Below are 16,561 nucleotides of genomic sequence, written 5' to 3' on the forward strand. Positions count from 1 at the left end.
TGCAGTTGAGGCGCGTGTGCGTCGCGCCAGATTACCCGCATGAGCGGCTGCGCAGAAGTTGCGTGCAAGAATAACCCCGGATTGGCCTCCTGGCGGATGGTCCACCGTTATTTCGCCGAATTGGATCTGTAATGCCTGTGCATCAACGCCTAACGTAAAACGTACCTATCGATCCACGAGGCACTCCATGAATTCCCGCCTGGATTACTACAGCGCATCGCCCAAAGCGATGAAAGCCATGATTGCCATGGAGGCCTTGACCAGCAACCTCAGCATCGAACCGGCGCTGCTGCACTTGATCAAAATCCGTGCATCGCAACTCAACGGCTGCGCGTTCTGTACCGACATGCATTCGGTGGACGCCCGTCGTCTCGGCGAGACCGATCGCCGGCTGTATTCGATCGTGGTCTGGCGCGACAGCGGTTTCTTCAACCCTCGGGAACGCGCGGCGCTGGCCTGGACCGAAGCGGTGACCTTGCTTTCCGAAAGCCATGTACCGGATGAGGTCTACGCCCTGGCGCGCGAGCAGTTCAACGAAGGTGAGCTGGTCGACCTGACCATCGCTGTGACCACCATCAACAGCTGGAATCGCCTGGCGGTGAGCTTTCGGCAAACCCCCAGCGGCTGAATCGATTTTCCTTGTCGCATGTCACACCAGTTTCATAAACGCTACGCACGATGGGGTTTTCAAGGATAGAACGACAAGGAGTCATCGATGTCAGTCATGGAATCCCCGTTCGTCGCCGCCATCGATCCGGTGCTCGCGCAGTCGTTCCGGGTCAGCGCCCGTTGCGGCTGCTTCATGCAGGCCGCCCGCAGCCTCAATATCAAGTCCACTCAGTTGCGCAAACACCTCGCGCAACTGGAAGCGCAATTGCAGTGTTCGCTGTTCAATCATCAAGACAACGGCGTGGCCCTGAGTCGTGAAGGATTGCAGCTTCAGGCACAGTTGATCGCACTGGCCCACGAGCGCGATTTACCGGTGCTGGAACAACCCTTGATTCGCCTGGCTGTTGCCGAATCGGTCCTGCATGACATTCTTGGCCGCGACCTGGTGGCGTTGTTGCGGCGCAATGCCAGCGTGCGTCTGGAGATCATCACCCTCGACAGCGACCTGTCCCTGCAAGCGGTCAGTGCAGATGTGGTGGTGTGGTTGGCCGGTATCGATTCACCGTTGCCAGGCCCGAGCTTTGCTGTCAGCGCCCCCCAACGCCTGGCGCGGCTCGACTACATGCCTCACATTGCCAAGCGCTATTCACGGGCCGCATCGCGACCGGACAGCCTGGATGACCTCGCCGATTTCATGCTGGTGCAATGGCAGCAAGACGCTCAGGTCGACAGTTTTCAGCCTTGGAACAGGCTGGTTGAGCAGCGTCTGGCCGGGGTGGTGCAGCTGCATTCCTATGAGCTGATGCTGGAGATGATTCGTTGCAGCGCCTGCATCGGCCTGTTGCCCGGCTACATGAGCCACTTCGACCGCGGCCTGATCGCCTTGCCGGGGTTGTTCAGCCAGCCACCGCAACGTCAGGTGTGGATGGCAGTGAATGCCGAGTCAGAGGGGGAAGCGCAAGTGCAGATGATCGTCGAACTCATACAAAATACCTTCATCGAGCGCCACGAGTGGTTCGAACGGTCATTGTAGGAGCTGCCGCAGGCTGCGATCTTTTGGCGGCATTCGCCACTATCAGGGGTTTGCTTTTACACTCGTGGGTCAAGATCAAAAGATCGCAGCCTGCGGCAGCTCCTACAGTGACCGAGGTGAATTTCAAGGAAGGGTTGCTCATGACGATTACTGACGCGGTTATCACCCTCGAACGCTTCAACGAATCCCATCTCGTCGGCATCACCGCGCTCTACAACGAGCCGGCGATTACCCGTCAAGTGCTGCAAATGCCGTTTCAGTCCGTTGAAGTCTGGCGCAAGCGCCTGGTACCGGAGAATGAACGGGTGGTGCAGCTGGTGGCGCTGCATCAGGGCGCCGTCATCGGCAACATAGGCCTTGAACAGTTTTCGCGGATCCGCCGCAGTCACGCCGGCAGTTTCGGCATGGGCGTGGCGCAAGCCTGGCAGGGCAAAGGCGTTGGCTCGACACTGCTGGCGGCGGCGCTGGACATCGCCGACAACTGGATGAATCTGCACCGGGTCGAGCTGTCGGTCTACAGCGATAATGAAGCCGCCATCAGCTTGTACCGCAAATTCGGTTTCGAGGCCGAGGGCCTGTTTCGCGACTACGCCGTGCGTGACGGCGTGTGGGTGGACGCCTTGAGCATGGCGCGTCTGCGGCGCATGCCCAAGGCTGGATAGTCAGTCGTTCAGCGCAAACGCCACCGCCGCCTGCGCATGCAGTTCGGTGGTGTCGAGCAGGGGCACGGCGCTGTGCTCGGGTTTGATCAGCAGGCCGATTTCGGTGCAGCCGAGGATGATTGCCTGGGCGCCGCGCCGGGTCAGGGACTCGATGACCTGTTGATACACCTTGCGCGACGCTTCGCTGATCACCCCGACACACAACTCGTCATAGATGATCCGGTGGACGGCCTGACGTTCATCGGCGTCCGGCACCAGCACAGTCAACCCCTGCGCGGTCAGGCGATCCTTCAGGAAGTCCTGTTCCATGGTGAACGCTGTGCCCAGCAAACCCACTTTCAACGCACCCGCATCGACGGCAGCCTGGCCCGTTGGATCGGCGATGTGCAGGAATGGAATGTCGATCGCTGCCTGAATCTGCCCGGCGACCTTGTGCATGGTGTTGGTGCACAACACCACGCAATCGGCGCCCCCCGCCTCGAGCCGACGTGCTGCGTCCACCAGAATCGCCGCTGCATCGTCCCAGCGCCCGGCGTGTTGCGCCTGCTCGACCGGTCCGAAGTCGACGCTGTACATCAGCATTTTTGCCGAACGCAACGGCCCGAGGCGGTCGCGAACCTGTTGGTTGATGAGGCGGTAATACTCGGCGCTGGACTCCCAGCTCATGCCGCCGATAAGGCCGATAGTGCGCATGTTGTGATCCTGTTGAAGGCTGACGGGCGCTCCTACAGTGCCCGCGAATCTTGCGTCGCGCAAACCTCTGATTGACCTCTTGGCGTTTAGTCGCACGCCGGCGGCGCGCATCTGCCATGCTCAACCTCCGCAGCACCGCTTCAAACAAAGGAACACCGCAATGGACGACGTACAGCAACTGGGCGAGATGCTTCGCCACTACGCAGAAAGCGAAGCGCACAAGAAGCAACTGTTTGAGTCGCAATCGGCCGTGTGGGCGACGCGCATTGGTGAGCTGTTCGATCAGATCCAGCAGTGGCTGGAACCGGTCTTGGCGCCGAACTTACTTGAAGTCAGCCGCGAAGCGTATGTCGCCTCGGGTCCGAGCGTGCCGGTCGAGACCTCGACCTTCAAGTCCGAGAAGTTGAGCATTGTGATTGCCGGAAAACCGGTGGAGTTCGTGCCGGACGTGATGGGCACTGGCGGGCAGATTTCAATTGCCGTGATGGGGCTGACGGCCGCGCGTTACGGCAGTATTTCGCTGGTGTGTCTGCCGCCGTCGAGCAGCTGGCAATGGCGCAAGACCAATGGCTTGAAAGACCCGGATACCTTTGTGTTTGATGCGAACTTCCTGGCGCAGCAGTTGCAGAGTTTGATCCCCCGCGAGCGCAGCTGAGTCCTCTGAACCAACACATACCCCTGTAGGAGCGAGCTTGCTCGCGAAGAACTTGAGAGCACCGCGTTCATTCAGGAAGAACGCGTTATCGTTAACGTTCTTCGCGAGCAAGCTCGCTCCTACATTGGTATCACAGTTTCAGGTTGCCCCAGCCTGGCTTGGTGACTTCCGGCGCCACGGCCTTCACCGTCTTCCCCGTCGCCAACTCCACGCGTCGCGCCACCTCCGGGTCATCCGCAAACGGAATCAGGCTTGCATCCTCCAGGCTCTGCGCCGTCTCGTGCTTCAGGCAATATTCAACCGCCAGCCAAAGCCCAAGCACCACCAGCCCATTCAATACGATCTCAAACATTTCAGGTCCCCCGCCTCAGGCAATCTGCGCTTCACGTTCAGCCATCGCCCCGTCCGATACCCGAACGGTGCGCCACACGTTGTAAGCCATCAGCAACATGCCGCTGAGGAAAAACACCCCGCCGACAAAGCGCACTACATAGCCGGGATGGCTGGCTTGCAACGCCTCTACAAACGAATAAGTCAGCGTGCCGTCGTCGTTGATCGCACGCCACATCAGGCCCTGGGTGATGCCGTTGACCCACATCGAAGCGATGTACAGCACGGTGCCGATCGTCGCGAGCCAAAAGTGCAGGTTGATCAGCGGCGTGCTGTGCATCTGCTCACGGCCGAAGACTTTCGGAATCATGTGGTACAGCGAACCGAAGGTGATCATCGCCACCCAGCCGAGCGCCCCGGCATGAACGTGGCCGATGGTCCAGTCGGTGTAGTGGGAGAGGGCGTTGACCGTCTTGATCGCCATCATCGGCCCTTCGAAGGTCGACATGCCGTAGAAGGCCAGGGACAGCACCAGAAAACGCAGGATCGGGTCGGTGCGCAATTTATGCCACGCCCCGGACAGCGTCATCATGCCGTTGATCATCCCGCCCCAGCTCGGTGCCAGCAGGATCAGCGACATCGCCATGCCCAGAGACTGCGCCCAGTCCGGCAATGCGGTGTAGTGCAAATGGTGTGGCCCGGCCCAGATGTACAGGGTGATCAGCGCCCAGAAGTGCACGATGGACAAACGATAGGAATACACCGGCCGCCCGGCCTGTTTCGGCACGAAGTAATACATCATCCCCAGGAAGCCGGTGGTCAGGAAGAACCCCACCGCGTTGTGTCCGTACCACCACTGGACCATGGCGTCGGTGGCCCCGGAATACACCGGATAAGACTTGAACCAGTCCACCGGGATCGCCAGGTGGTTGACCACGTGCAGCATCGCGATGACCACGATGAACGCACCAAAGAACCAGTTGCCGACGTAGATATGCTTGGTCTTGCGCTGCACCACCGTGGTGAAGAACACGATCGCATAAGCGACCCAGACCACGGTCATCCACACCGCGCCGGAAAATTCGATCTCGGCATATTCCTTGGTGGTGGTGTAGCCCAGCGGCAGGCTGATCAGCATCACCACGATCACCGATTGCCAGCCCCAGAAGGTGAATGCAGCGAGCTTGTCCGAAAACAGCCGCACCTGGCAGGTACGCTGCACGGCGTAGTAACTGGCGGCGAATTGCGCGCTGCCGGCAAAGCCGAAAATCACCAGGCTGGTGTGCAGCGGGCGCAAACGGCCGAAGGTGGTCCACGGCAGGTCGAGGTTCATCTGCGGCCACACCAATTGCGAGGCGATCCACACCCCCATCGCCATCCCCACGACACCCCAGACAATGGTCGCCACGACAAATTGGCGGACAACCTTGTAGTTATAGGCCCCGAATGTTGCTGTGCTCATGGTCATTGCTTCCACGGTTGCAAAGTCTTGCCAGGCCACCCGACCTGGCATGTCGACAACTGTAGAAACCCTGCCGGAAACAAAACAGGCTCAGGAAAAGTTCGTTTGTGCGGATCAGATGAGATCCAAGACCTGCGGTGATCTGCCGCGTTCTGATCTGGTTTTTTTGCAGTCAGGTGAATCTGTAATGCATTGCGCCGCAAGTGCATAGTCATTCCACACAACAACCGCATATCCCAACCGACCTGTAGGAGCTGCCGAAGGCTGCGATCTTTTGATCTTGATTTAGCGGTCCAGAAAAAGACGAGGATCAAAAGATCGCAGCCTTCGGCAGCTCCTACAGGGGAAATGCGGTGAATCCTGATGAGGTAGCCACATGTATCAGTACGATGACTATGACCGGGCGCTGGTGTTCGAGCGGGTTGCGCAGTTTCGCGATCAGGTTGAGCGCTTTATCGCGGGTGAACTGAGCGAAGAAGAGTTCCTGCCGTTGCGGTTGCAGAATGGCCTGTACCTGCAAAAACATGCCTACATGCTGCGCGTGGCGATTCCTTACGGCACATTGAGTGCCGATCAGATGCGCACGCTGGCGGGCATCGCCCGGGATTACGATCGCGGCTACGGCCACTTCACCACCCGCCAGAACATGCAGTTCAACTGGATCGAACTGGCGCAGGTCCCCGACATCCTCGAACGCCTGGCCCAGGTGGAAATGCACGCGATCCAGACCTCCGGCAATTGCGTGCGCAACATCACCACCGAAGCCTTTGCCGGCGTCGCGGCAGACGAGTTGATCGACCCGCGGCCGCTGGCGGAAATCCTGCGGCAGTGGTCGACCATCAACCCGGAATTCCTGTTCCTGCCACGCAAGTTCAAGATCGCCATTTGCTCGGCGGAGCAGGATCGCGCGGCGATCATGATGCATGACATTGGCCTTTATCTTTATCCCGGCGATGACGGGCAAATGCTCCTTCGGGTGATTGTCGGCGGTGGGTTGGGGCGCACGCCGATTCTCGGTTTGCAGATCCGCGAAGGTCTGCCGTGGCAGCATTTGCTGTCCTACGTCGAAGCCGTATTGCGGGTCTACAACCGGCACGGTCGGCGGGACAACAAGTACAAGGCGCGGATCAAGATTCTGGTCAAGGCCCTTGGGATCGAAGCGTTCGCCAAGGAAGTGGAGGATGAATGGCAGTACCTCAAGGACGGTCCGGCGCAGTTGACCGAAGTCGAATATGAGCGTGTGGCCAGTGCCTTCGTCGCGCCGGATTATCGCGCCCTGGCCGGTACCGACCTGGATTTCGGCACGCGCCTGGCCGAAAACCCGACCTTCGCTCGCTGGGTGTCGCGTAACGTTCAGCCGCACAAGGAGCCGGGTTACGCCAGCGTTGTGCTGTCGACCAAACCGGGCATCGCTTCACCGCCGGGTGACGTTACCACCGCTCAAATGGAGGCGGTGGCGGACTGGTGCGAGCAGTTCGGTTTCGGCGAGATCCGCATCGCTCATGAGCAGAACATCGTCCTGCCGGACGTCCCCAAAACCGAGCTGTTTGCGCTCTGGTGCCTGGCCTGCGAGCAGGGCCTGGGTTGCGCCAACATCGGTTTGCTGACTGACATCATCGCGTGCCCTGGCGGCGACTTCTGTGCGCTGGCCAACGCCAAGTCGATCCCCATCGCCCAGGCGATCCAGGCGCGTTTCGACGACCTCGACTATCTGCACGACCTGGGCGACATCAGCCTCAATATCTCCGGATGCATGAACGCCTGTGGTCACCACCACATCGGCAACATCGGCATTCTCGGGGTCGATAAGAACGGCAGCGAGTGGTACCAGATCACCCTCGGTGGCGCTCAGGGCAAAAACAGTGCGTTGGGCAAAGTCATTGGCCCGTCCTTCAGCGCCGCCGAAGTGCCGGACGTGATCGAACAGATCATCGCGACGTTTGCGCAATATCGCGAAAGCGAAGAACTGTTTGTCGACACCTTGCAACGCATCGGTCTGGAACCGTTCAAGGAGCAGGTGTATCCGAAAATGCTGGAGGTGTCGGCATGAACAATCTGCTGCGGCTGGAGGAGGGTGTGGCGCGGATTGTCGTCGATGACCCGTGGACCCTGATCAGGGATGTCAACGATGAATGGCCGGCGGGGGCAGTGATTCTGCCGTTGGCCCGTTGGCTTGAAGGTCCTCCGCAAAAGGGCGTGTGGCTGGGGCCGGACGATGAGGTGGAAAGCCTCAAGCCATGGTTTGAACACTTGCCGCTGATTGCCCTGGATTTTCCGAGCTTTCGTGACGGTCGCGCATACAGCCAGGCGTATTTGCTTCGCACGCGATTGGGCTGGACAGGTGAGTTGCGTGCGATTGGCGATGTGCTGCGGGATCAGCTCAGCCATATGCGTCAGTGCGGGTTCGACAGTTTCGCAGTGCGTGAGGACAAATCCGCTGAAGATGCGCTCAAGGGATTGGCGGGGATGAGTGTGTTGTATGGGCGGTCGGTGATTGAGCCGCGGCCGTTATTCAGACGACGTTGAGATGTGTTCTGGCTGCTCTGATTGCATGTTAGTGGTTGTAGCAGCTGCCGAGCCTGCGAGGCTGCGTTCGGCGGCGAAGCCGTCGTGAAATCAAACGACGCGGTATTTCAGTAACACCGCATTCGCAGGGTTTACGACGGCTTCGCCGCCGAACGCAGCCTCGCAGGCTCGGCAGCTGCTACAGAGGGTACACGTTGAAAGTTCACTTCAACGCAGGATCACCCCTGTTCATTTTCTTCCAGCCTTGCAGCAGCACCTGGGCTTTCGGTTCCTGGCCGTTGTCCAGGTAATACTGGATCAACGACAGCCGGGCATTGCGATTGGCCGGTTGTACTTTCAGCAAGCGTTCCAGCGCTTCGCAGGCTTCCTCGACCTTGCCGCTATCGTGCAACGCCACCGCCAACACATAGCCGTACTGCGCGCTCTGCGGTTCTAGTTGCGCAGCTTTACGCAGGAGCGGCATGGCCTGGTCGGTTCTTCCGGCACGAATCAGCGCCAAGCCCTGGGTATGTTGCAGCAGTGCGGCGTTTGGATGCTCTTTCAGACTTTGCGCCAGCATTGCTTGAGCTTCCTGACCGCGCCCGCTCGCTTCCAGCCATTGCACCAGCGTCACCAATGCCGGGTAGAAATCCGGATCACGCTTGAGGGCTGTGCGCAGCAACGCTTCGACTTCGCCACTGCGCCCGCTGGCCTGATAGAGCATGGCCAGGTTGAGGTTCGCTTCGGCGCGCTCGCCCAGGTTTTTCTGCACGTCCTCGTACTCGGCAATCGCGGCGTTCCAGTTGGCTTGGGCGCTACCCAGGCCATTGCGCGCCACGCTGAGCAAATCCCGGGCCGCGGCAATGCGTATGGCCTTCACCGGATCGATCAGCAACGGCGTCAGCAGCGGCGCACGCTCCGGTGGCGGCAGGAACGCGCTAATCGCCCGGATGGCGCTTTCACGCACCTGCGGTGCAGGGTTGTTCAAGTCCTGAGTGGCCAATTTCAACGCCTGCTCGCTGGGGTACAACGGCAATTCGGCGAGCAACGTTGCGCGCTGAATCGCTGGCAAGTTGCTGCGTTGCAGTTGCTCATACAAGGCAAGTGCGGCGCCTGGCTGACCATTGCGAACCAGCCACAGGCTTTCGTCGTAGCGCGGGGCCTGCGCGGCGGTGGAGGTGTTCCAGAGCTTGAACTGCTCGGTGACCTTGTCGCCTGCCTTGCCCTGGTGGCAGGTGAGGCAGGCGTCCGGCGTGCCGAGTTTTTTCGCCCGCTCAGGGTTGGGAATACTGAAGCTGTGATCATGCCGGAAGTCATTGATCATGTAGAACTTGCCGGGCATGTGGCAATCCACGCATTGCGAGCCCGGTTGGCCCACGGTGTGGCGAGTGTGTTCGATGGAGTCGTAATTTTTCGCTTGCAGGCCTTTGCCGTCGACGCCTTCCACCGCCGTCTTGCCGGCCGTGTTGTGGCATTGCAGGCACACGCCATTGCCCGGCGCCTTGAGTTCGGTGCTATGGGGGTTATGGCAGTTACTGCAGCGCACGCCCTTGTCGAACATTTTGCTCTGGGCGAACGAACCGTGTTCGAACACTTCCTCCTTGATCTTGCCGTCCAGCGCGTACAACTCGCGGGTCAGGGCGCTTGGCAGGTAGTCGTCCATCAGGCGCTTGCCGACGGTAAAACCGTCACCCAATGGCGCACGGCGCGAGTGGCAGCGGGCACAGGTTTCAATTTCAACGGTGGCGTTCTTGTCCTTGAGGTCGACGGCAAAACCGGTATGGATCAGGTCGGTTTTCTTTGCCGTCCACTCCAAGTGATTGGAGGCCGGACCGTGACACGCCTGGCAACCTACGCCGAGGCTGTTCCAGTGACTGTCGAAGCTGTTTTTTGCCGCATCGAAATTGCGCTTGTAGCCGGTGGTATGGCATTCGACGCACATGAAGTTGGCGTTCTGGCTCGGCTTGCTCCAGTGCAGCGGGTCCTTGAAGTTCACGCCCTGGCCGGGATAGAGGTGGAACCAGCGGTGTTTCTCGGTATCCCAAGCCACGCCCAGCGCTTGCAGTCGACCCTCGCCGACCTCGATCAGGTATTGCTGCAACGGCGCAATGCCGAACGTGTAGGCCACCTTGAAATCGGCATTCTTGCCGTCGATGCCCGGCGTATTGACCCAGAAGCCATCGTCCTTGCGCGAGAAACGGGTAGTTTCGTTTTCCGCTTTGAACGTGACGTTGTTGAAGTCACCCAGCAGGGTGTCGGCGGTGGCTTCCTGCATCGCCAGTTGGTGATGTGAGCCTTGCCAGTCCTTGACCTGCTCGCTGTGGCAGCCCTGGCATTGTTGCTCATCAACCATCTTCGCCGGTGCCATGGCCACGGGTTGTGGCTTGGCCGGCTGAACAACCGGAGGGCTGACCGGCGCGTAGGTGGCGGGGGCCGGTGTGCTGCTGAACAGAAACCAGCCGATGCCCGCGACGGCCAACAGCAAGACGCCGATGGTGACGGGAAACAGGTAGCGATGAATCAGGTTCGGTGGCGAATCAGGGCTTGGGTTTACTGTTGTTTTTTTATGTTTCGGCATTACGACTTCCGTAGTCCAGGTGCGTTTGCCGTCAGGCGCGCGTTGAAGCTGATGCAGCTTTGCCGGATGGCCCTCGGGTGTCAATTGTCGGTGAAGAACAAGCCCCCGGCGTTAGATGAATAGTGTACTTTTGCCGCTGCCGTCAGCACAGCTTCGCGAGCAAGCCCGCTCCCACATTTAATTTGTGTACACCACAGATCCAATGTGGGAGCGGGCTTGCCCGCGATGGCGGTCTGGCAGGCGCCGAATTAATCGCCCATAAACCACCGGAAATACGGATTCCCCCCATCCCCGCGCATCACCTCGCGCGCATCTCTGGCCCACGCGTCGCGGTCACCGTCATACGCATGCAAACTCGCTCGATAGAACTGCATCAACCGTTGCTGGTGCGTGTTCATCCGCTAGATAAATCCTGCATCGGCGTTCACCAGCGGCGGTGTTACGTCTTCTTTGTTGCACTTACTCTGTAGTGACGGCATCGAACGGATAGATTCGGCGCCATTCGGCCGCCATGTCCACGACGGTCCAGCCACGGCTGTTGGCTTCGTCTAGAGCCTTGTCCAGACGGCCGATGTCGGACTTGCGGTCATAGGCCCATTCACGTTTGGCGTCGGTGTGATGCACCAGCCCCATGAAGCGCTTGCCTGGCCCTGCGGCGGTCCACTGCAGCATTTGCAGGTCGCCGTCGGAGTTGCCGAACGCGAGGATCGGCCGCTTGCCGATGACCGCGTCGATGCTTTCCGGCTTGCCCGGGCCGTCATCGTTATGGGCCAGTTTCGGGCTGCGCACGATGGAAGCTTTGCCATCCTTGTACTGAAACGCTGTGACAAACGTGGTGCCGATCACTTGTTCTGGCGGGATGCCGTAGACCTTCTCGGCGAAGGCACGCATGAACGCGGTGTCGCCACCGGAAACGATGTAGGTCTTGAAGTTCTGGTCGTGCAGGTAGTCGAGCATTTCCAGCATCGGCTGGAAGATCATCTCGGTGTAAAGCTTTCCGGTCTTCGGATGCTTGGCCTGGCTCAGCCAGGTTTTGGCGTAGTCGTCGAAGGCTTCGGTGGTCATTCCGGTGTGGGTCGCACCGAAGATTTTCATGAAGCCCTCCATGCCCGAGGCAGCCAGCGCTTTGTGATCGTTTTCCAGAACGGCCTGGAACGGCTGGGTGGTTTTCCATTCCGGGTGTTGCGGCGCAGTGCGCTTGACCTCTTCGAGCGCAAACAAAAACTCGAAGTACATCGGCTGCTCGCTCCACAAGGTACCGTCATTGTCGAACACCGCGATGCGATCCTCGGGTTTGACGAAGTCCTTGCTGGTTTGATCGGTCACCGCCTGGACGAACTCGATGATGTTTTTTTTCGCCGGGCCGTCGTTCCACGAGGGCAATGGCTCGGCGGCCAGCGCCAGTAAGGGCAGGCTCAAGGCCAGGGCCAACAGCAGTTTCAGCCCGTGGCGTTGGTGGGTGACTAGCGGATTCGTCATGGAAAGTCCTTCTCTTGAACAGGATTGAGAGGTCGTAGCGCGGACGCGCCTGAAATCGTGTTGCGTTTGGCCTGACTATGCAGCGTAGCCAAGAAATCCTTGAGTCGCCGCAGCGCTTGATCTTCGGTGGGCGCTCGGCCGTAGCAGGCGCGCAGCAGCGTTTGCAGGCGCGGGCCGAAGTTGCTCAGTTTCAGGCCCATGCGGCTGCGCCGGGTCCACAGGTACAGCGCGCTCAGTTGTGCGGGTTTAGCGCGTCGAGTTGCGTCGGAATTTGCCGCCAGGCGTAGTCGGCGGGTTGCAGGTTGGCCTGGACTCTCAACTCGGGTTCGGCGGCGAGGGCTGCGGTGGTGATTAGGCAGAGGATTAAGGTACTGAGTTTTGTGGCGACTGAGCGAGCGCTTTCGCGAGCAGGCTCGCTCCCACAGTTGATCGTTGTCGTACACACATTTTGTGCCCACAGAAAATCCAGTGTGTGCGAGCCTGCTCGCTCGGAATGATGACGTGGTATTTCCGGGGGGCAACCGCCCCGAGACATTCGCGGGTGCGTGCGTGGGCCGCGTTTTCAGTTGAGCAGTGGGCGAGCCTGTCGTCCAGTAGTGCTGAGGTTAAGATAAATGGCGCCGGAAATTTCTGCTCTGTCGCGATAAGTCTGATAAAGAAACGTTTCGGGTTTACCGACCATTTCGAGTCTAGCTCTTGCACGCGTCAATGAAGCAACCAATTGAGATTTTGCTCGTACCAACCCCTTCAATAAGGCCAACTTAGCGACATGTCCCGTTTCATCACTTTTTTTAGCGGGATCTCCCAAGCAATAGGTATACGGATTCAACCCTCCATCCCCGAACGGACTCCAACTATCCGGACTGTTGAACCGCATCAGTAACGGATTAAGCGCTCGATAGCCATTGCCCAACAGATAATATCCAGTCGCCGAGTCCTCTCGTTCGCCATTAAACCCCAGCAGGCTCGGCAAACCGCTATCGGCGGGGCGATGGCCGTAGGGTGAGTAAGCAATCAGTTGGGGCGAATTTGTGTTGATGGTGTTGAGTACCGAACGTTGCTGGTCAGTGACCAGTAAAGTGGCTTCAACCGTTTTTCCAGCTCTCTGATGTGCGCGAGAAGTTGATTGTCGTGCTGAAAAATCGAACGCTTCAACGGGTCCTGAATGTCTGTGGCGAGTCGATTGATGCAGTAAAAGCGTTGGGACGCGGCATCCGCTGTCGGCGTTGTGCCGACGAGCCGGCCCAGCGGGTCATAGTGGTAGCGGCAGCGTACGGCTTCGTGAGTGGAAGGCATCGAATGAAGTCCGGCGGTGCCTTAGCGGCAATAGGTTCAGGTTCGTTGTAGAACAACTGTCTACTAGCAGATCTGACAGCCCTTTTTGCAAAGCCCCCCAAAGGTGTCGCTGACCTATTCCTGCCACGAAGAAAGTCCGCAATTCCGAAATAAATCACACCCTATATATATGTACCGCACCCTGCCTCCATCCCATCGACATGCTGTGCCCTACAGACAAGGAGAGACTGTATGGCACAACGATTCAACGATGGAACGTCAGGTGACGTAGTGATCAGGTCCGGACCACCCGCTTCTGGCGGTGGCTCCGGTGGTGGTTTTGGAGGGGGCGGTGGTAATCGGGTCGGGGCGTCAGGCAATTTTGGTGGGCCCAGCGCAAGGACCATTGCACTCAGGACGCAGGCTAATCGGGAGCGGGCAGAAAAGGAGGCAAAAGACAAGGCGGACGCTGCGGCACAAACACGGGAGCAGGTCCGCATCCAGACTCGGCAGCAATTGCTCGCGGGACTGGTTCAGCGTCACAGCGTCTTCGTCGCTGAAGTCGATCGCAGTTTTGCGGCCAGGGCAGGGGAGCTCACATCGTCGCTTGAACGCGAGATTTCGGCGACGAGTCGGCCACCCAACAGCGACTCAAGCGAACGCTGGCATTTGTATCTCGTGACCAAGGAAAAAAACGAAATCGACGGGCTGATCGCCCGAAAAACTGCAGAACTTAAGGCAAAGAGCGCGGCTGCCCGTTCGTTCGATGGCCACGATCCGCTCACTCGCACGGTACACGATTATCTGGCGCGGCTGGACCATTACGGCGATGCGCTTAATAGCGGTCATCAGATTTGGGAAAACGCCTACAACGCGGCCCACGAATCGCGACTGCTGTCCGCACAAATAACCGCACTTACGAAAAAGTCCCACGGCCTTGCCAGTCATCATGCCGAACAGGCCGTCGTCTGGCGTGACAGGGAAGCCGTTTGGGAACGTCATCGGCAAGTCGCCGAGCAGCGCGATGCGCGGATTCGTTTTAAGCAGCAGGCTGATGCAGATGTGCGCGTCGAAAGGGTCAGGCAGGCCAACACCCTGACGATGTCCGCCACTGCGTCCGGTGGAATGGTGTTCACGCCGGAGAGTGTGCGCGTTGCTCAAGAAGTGGCCGCAATGCTCGAAAAGGCTACTGAGCTTGCAATTGATCTCCTCACCGATGTCGGGAAAATTGCGCTTAGAACAGGACCGGTATTTGTTACTGCGATGGTGCATTCGCCGACTCTTGGCAATGGCGAACTAACTCCCGAGCAACGCAATCGCATGCTTCACGCTGTAGGCGTACCCGCTCAAACCCTGAAGCTGTACGACCGCCAAGAGCTGCAAACGATCGCTGACGAACGTGGCTCTGTAGAGGCGCAATACCGCCTCAAACCCATAGCTGTACCGGAAGGTACCGCGATCGTCGTCATCGGTACTGGAGGCGAAATAGATTCTCGAGTGCCGGTCGTAAATGCGGCGCTTGATCCTGTTACCGGGCTCTATACCGCCGAGATTCCAGGTTCACCCACCAGGCATGTGCAGTTCACGACAGAGGCCACGTCGCACACAACTATCAGTGGTCAGGATCGGTTGGTTGTGATGGAACCACAGGTTCAAGACCGCCCGGCAGGTGTCGATTTGCGTATCCAGGATTGCATTGTTTGTGTGCCTGGCATGCCGCCAACGTACCTTTCCTTCAACGTGCCTCCGATGGGTACCGGCGTCGTCACCGGGAGCGGCCAACCGGCCACGGCTGATTGGTGGAAAAAAGTCTCCCAGCCTCAAGGTGCAGCCGTCCCGACGCAAATCGGCGATCAGTTCAGGGGGCGCGAACTCAAGTCGTTTGACGCCTTGAACGAAGCGCTGTGGCGGACGCTCAGAGACCATCCGCTGCTTCTCTCGCAATTCGATGAGGTAAACAGAAAACGTATCGAACAAGGCTTCGCGCCCTATGCGCCGAAAAACACCTGGGTCGGTGAAAGCCGCGAGTTTGAACTGCGTTATCAGGAACGACCGGAGTTCTGGAACGATCCTTTCAACCTGGACAAGATCAGCATTAAGACGCCGAACAGCGTCGAGGGATGGCTGGGGGTTGTACCCGCTGTCGTGCCTTGGCCGATCCCGGCTGTCGGCACCTGGACACCGCTAGTGCCGCCGGGGAGCGAACATCTGGGGTCGACGACATCGCCGATCACCCCCATTGCCCCAGTGGACTATCCCGGAAATCCGGCCATCCCGGTCGTACCGCAAAACGAGTCGTTTCCGGCTGTTGACGAGAGTGAGATTGGTGCGAATATTCCAGGGTTTCCGGGGGATGGGGATTTACCTTCGCCTGGTCTGGTTTTCGCTGGCCCACCGGTTGAACCGTTGGAGGTTGGGCCGTATAACGAACTCAGTGGTCGGAGCAGGGGGGATGGGTTGGATATTGACCATATTCCTTCGCAGAGGGCGTTGGAAGCGTACATGGAACTACAGCTTCCAGGGACTAACAAACGCGAACGAGCAGATATTCTAAAAAGAACTCCAAGCATCGCGATACCTGCTGAAGTTCATCGTAGGTTCAGCGAAACCTACGGAGGACGGAATCATCTGTCCAAACAGTTGAATGATGCAGCTGATTTACGATTTGCAGTGGATAAAAATTTCGATGCGATTAAGGCCGGTTTGCTGGAACAAGGATTTGATGAAAAAAACATAGAGATCGCTCGCTCGAAATTACACGAACTCCATATTGAACAAGGATGGTACTGATGAGCGCGGCAACGATAGATAAGTGGATAAGGGTTTTAGGGGGCGGCTATGATGAATTGGTCGCTCAAGGCATTAGTTTCAGTCAACCTCCGGAGGCGCTGTTCCCCGAAAGCGCTCTATTGGATACGGAACCAGAGGTCGGAATTAATCTGACATTTTGGGCAGAAACCAAGCGGCTTGAAACATTGTTTGTCACTCTAAAAAAATCTACGCCCTCAACGGTAGAGTATAAAGGCGAACTTCCCGCGCCATACAAGTCAGAAATGACTCAGGCCGATGTGCATGCGAGTTTTGGCGAGCCAATGGAATCAAGGGGGCCCATTAAGATGCCTGAGCCTATGGGACAAACAGGCGGCTGGGAATCCTATGCACTGGATCCCGCTGTTTATCCAGGTAAGAAGGTTGTATTTCAATACACCGCTGCGATGGAAGTGAAAACGTTGGTCTTTACCTTGATCGACAAAGGTCACGATTAAACCCAGCATTGACG

General features: G+C 58.4%; 15 protein-coding genes and 2 pseudogenes. 8 read left to right on the forward strand and 9 right to left on the reverse strand.

The genetic code is table 11. From position 1 onward, the window contains the following. Window positions 1-187: 187 nt before the first annotated feature. From ACA052_RS13110 to ACA052_RS13120, 3 genes are all read left to right on the forward strand, one after another. The gene (locus tag ACA052_RS13110; RefSeq protein WP_497650053.1) at window positions 188-628 is read left to right on the forward strand and encodes a carboxymuconolactone decarboxylase family protein; all 441 of its coding nucleotides are present in this window, start codon (window positions 188-190) and stop codon (window positions 626-628) included. A gap of 87 nt (window positions 629-715) precedes the next feature. After that, window positions 716-1,642 carry a LysR substrate-binding domain-containing protein gene (locus ACA052_RS13115; protein WP_497650054.1) on the forward strand — a complete coding sequence of 309 codons (927 nt, stop codon included), beginning with the start codon at window positions 716-718 and terminating at the stop codon, window positions 1,640-1,642. 140 nt (window positions 1,643-1,782) lie between these two features. Continuing rightward, window positions 1,783-2,304: a GNAT family N-acetyltransferase gene (locus ACA052_RS13120; RefSeq protein WP_497650055.1), complete on the forward strand. Its 522-nt coding sequence runs from the start codon at window positions 1,783-1,785 to the stop codon at window positions 2,302-2,304. Here ACA052_RS13120 and ACA052_RS13125 read toward each other — a convergent pair whose 3' ends face one another. After that, a complete protein-coding gene (locus tag ACA052_RS13125; RefSeq protein WP_497650056.1) occupies window positions 2,305-2,997 on the reverse strand; it encodes an aspartate/glutamate racemase family protein in 693 nt (230 codons plus the stop codon). A gap of 160 nt (window positions 2,998-3,157) precedes the next feature. On the opposite strand from ACA052_RS13125, the gene ACA052_RS13130 reads away from it, so the two are divergent. Beyond that, window positions 3,158-3,652: a hypothetical protein gene (locus ACA052_RS13130; protein WP_497650057.1), complete on the forward strand. Its 495-nt coding sequence runs from the start codon at window positions 3,158-3,160 to the stop codon at window positions 3,650-3,652. Window positions 3,653-3,782: 130 nt separating this feature from the next. On the opposite strand, the gene ACA052_RS13135 is transcribed toward ACA052_RS13130, so the two are convergent. After that, window positions 3,783-4,004 (reverse strand): cbb3-type cytochrome c oxidase subunit 3, encoded by a 222-nt coding sequence (locus ACA052_RS13135; protein ID WP_497650058.1) that lies wholly within the window; start codon window positions 4,002-4,004, stop codon window positions 3,783-3,785. Window positions 4,005-4,019: 15 nt separating this feature from the next. Then, a complete protein-coding gene (gene ccoN / locus ACA052_RS13140) occupies window positions 4,020-5,444 on the reverse strand; it encodes a cytochrome-c oxidase, cbb3-type subunit I (protein ID WP_497650059.1) in 1,425 nt (474 codons plus the stop codon). 376 nt (window positions 5,445-5,820) lie between these two features. Here ccoN and nirA point away from each other — a divergent pair, with 376 nt between their 5' ends. Together nirA and ACA052_RS13150 are read left to right on the forward strand one after the other, a co-directional pair. Next, the gene (gene nirA, locus ACA052_RS13145) at window positions 5,821-7,494 is read left to right on the forward strand and encodes a nitrite reductase NirA (protein WP_497650060.1); all 1,674 of its coding nucleotides are present in this window, start codon (window positions 5,821-5,823) and stop codon (window positions 7,492-7,494) included. Beyond that, a complete protein-coding gene (locus ACA052_RS13150; RefSeq protein WP_497650061.1) occupies window positions 7,491-7,970 on the forward strand; it encodes a DUF934 domain-containing protein in 480 nt (159 codons plus the stop codon). The genes nirA and ACA052_RS13150 overlap by 4 nt, the downstream gene beginning before the upstream one ends. 202 nt (window positions 7,971-8,172) lie before the next feature. On the opposite strand, the gene ACA052_RS13155 is transcribed toward ACA052_RS13150, so the two are convergent. The 6 genes and pseudogenes from ACA052_RS13155 to ACA052_RS13180 all read right to left on the reverse strand — a co-directional run bounded on the left by ACA052_RS13155 (window position 8,173) and on the right by ACA052_RS13180 (window position 13,302). Next, complete coding sequence (locus tag ACA052_RS13155; RefSeq protein ID WP_497650062.1) at window positions 8,173-10,527, reverse strand: tetratricopeptide repeat protein; 2,355 nt, start codon at window positions 10,525-10,527, stop codon at window positions 8,173-8,175. A 248-nt stretch (window positions 10,528-10,775) separates the two neighbouring features. Then, window positions 10,776-10,967: pseudogene (locus ACA052_RS13160) on the reverse strand (hypothetical protein); the annotation flags it as partial. A gap of 19 nt (window positions 10,968-10,986) precedes the next feature. Then, window positions 10,987-12,006: an HAD family hydrolase gene (locus ACA052_RS13165; protein ID WP_497650063.1), complete on the reverse strand. Its 1,020-nt coding sequence runs from the start codon at window positions 12,004-12,006 to the stop codon at window positions 10,987-10,989. Beyond that, a pseudogene (locus tag ACA052_RS13170) lies at window positions 12,003-12,322 on the reverse strand (BatD family protein); the annotation flags it as partial. The pseudogene ACA052_RS13170 and the gene ACA052_RS13165, both read right to left, overlap by 4 nt. A 246-nt stretch (window positions 12,323-12,568) precedes the next feature. Then, the gene (locus ACA052_RS13175) at window positions 12,569-12,979 is read right to left on the reverse strand and encodes an RHS repeat-associated core domain-containing protein (protein WP_497650064.1); all 411 of its coding nucleotides are present in this window, start codon (window positions 12,977-12,979) and stop codon (window positions 12,569-12,571) included. A 41-nt stretch (window positions 12,980-13,020) separates the two neighbouring features. Further along, window positions 13,021-13,302, reverse strand: a complete 282-nt coding sequence (locus ACA052_RS13180) for a hypothetical protein (protein WP_497650065.1) — start codon at window positions 13,300-13,302, stop codon at window positions 13,021-13,023. Window positions 13,303-13,533: 231 nt separating this feature from the next. Between ACA052_RS13180 and ACA052_RS13185 the strand changes: the two genes are divergently transcribed. Then, window positions 13,534-16,071, forward strand: coding sequence for a pyocin-S2/colicin E7-DNase domain-containing protein (locus ACA052_RS13185; protein WP_497650066.1), 2,538 nt, complete (start codon window positions 13,534-13,536; stop codon window positions 16,069-16,071). Next, complete coding sequence (locus ACA052_RS13190) at window positions 16,071-16,547, forward strand: DUF6392 family protein (RefSeq protein WP_497650067.1); 477 nt, start codon at window positions 16,071-16,073, stop codon at window positions 16,545-16,547. Before ACA052_RS13185 ends, ACA052_RS13190 begins: the two co-directional genes overlap by 1 nt. Window positions 16,548-16,561 lie beyond the last annotated feature (14 nt).

Source organism: Pseudomonas sp. LBUM1644 (assembly GCF_059716195.1).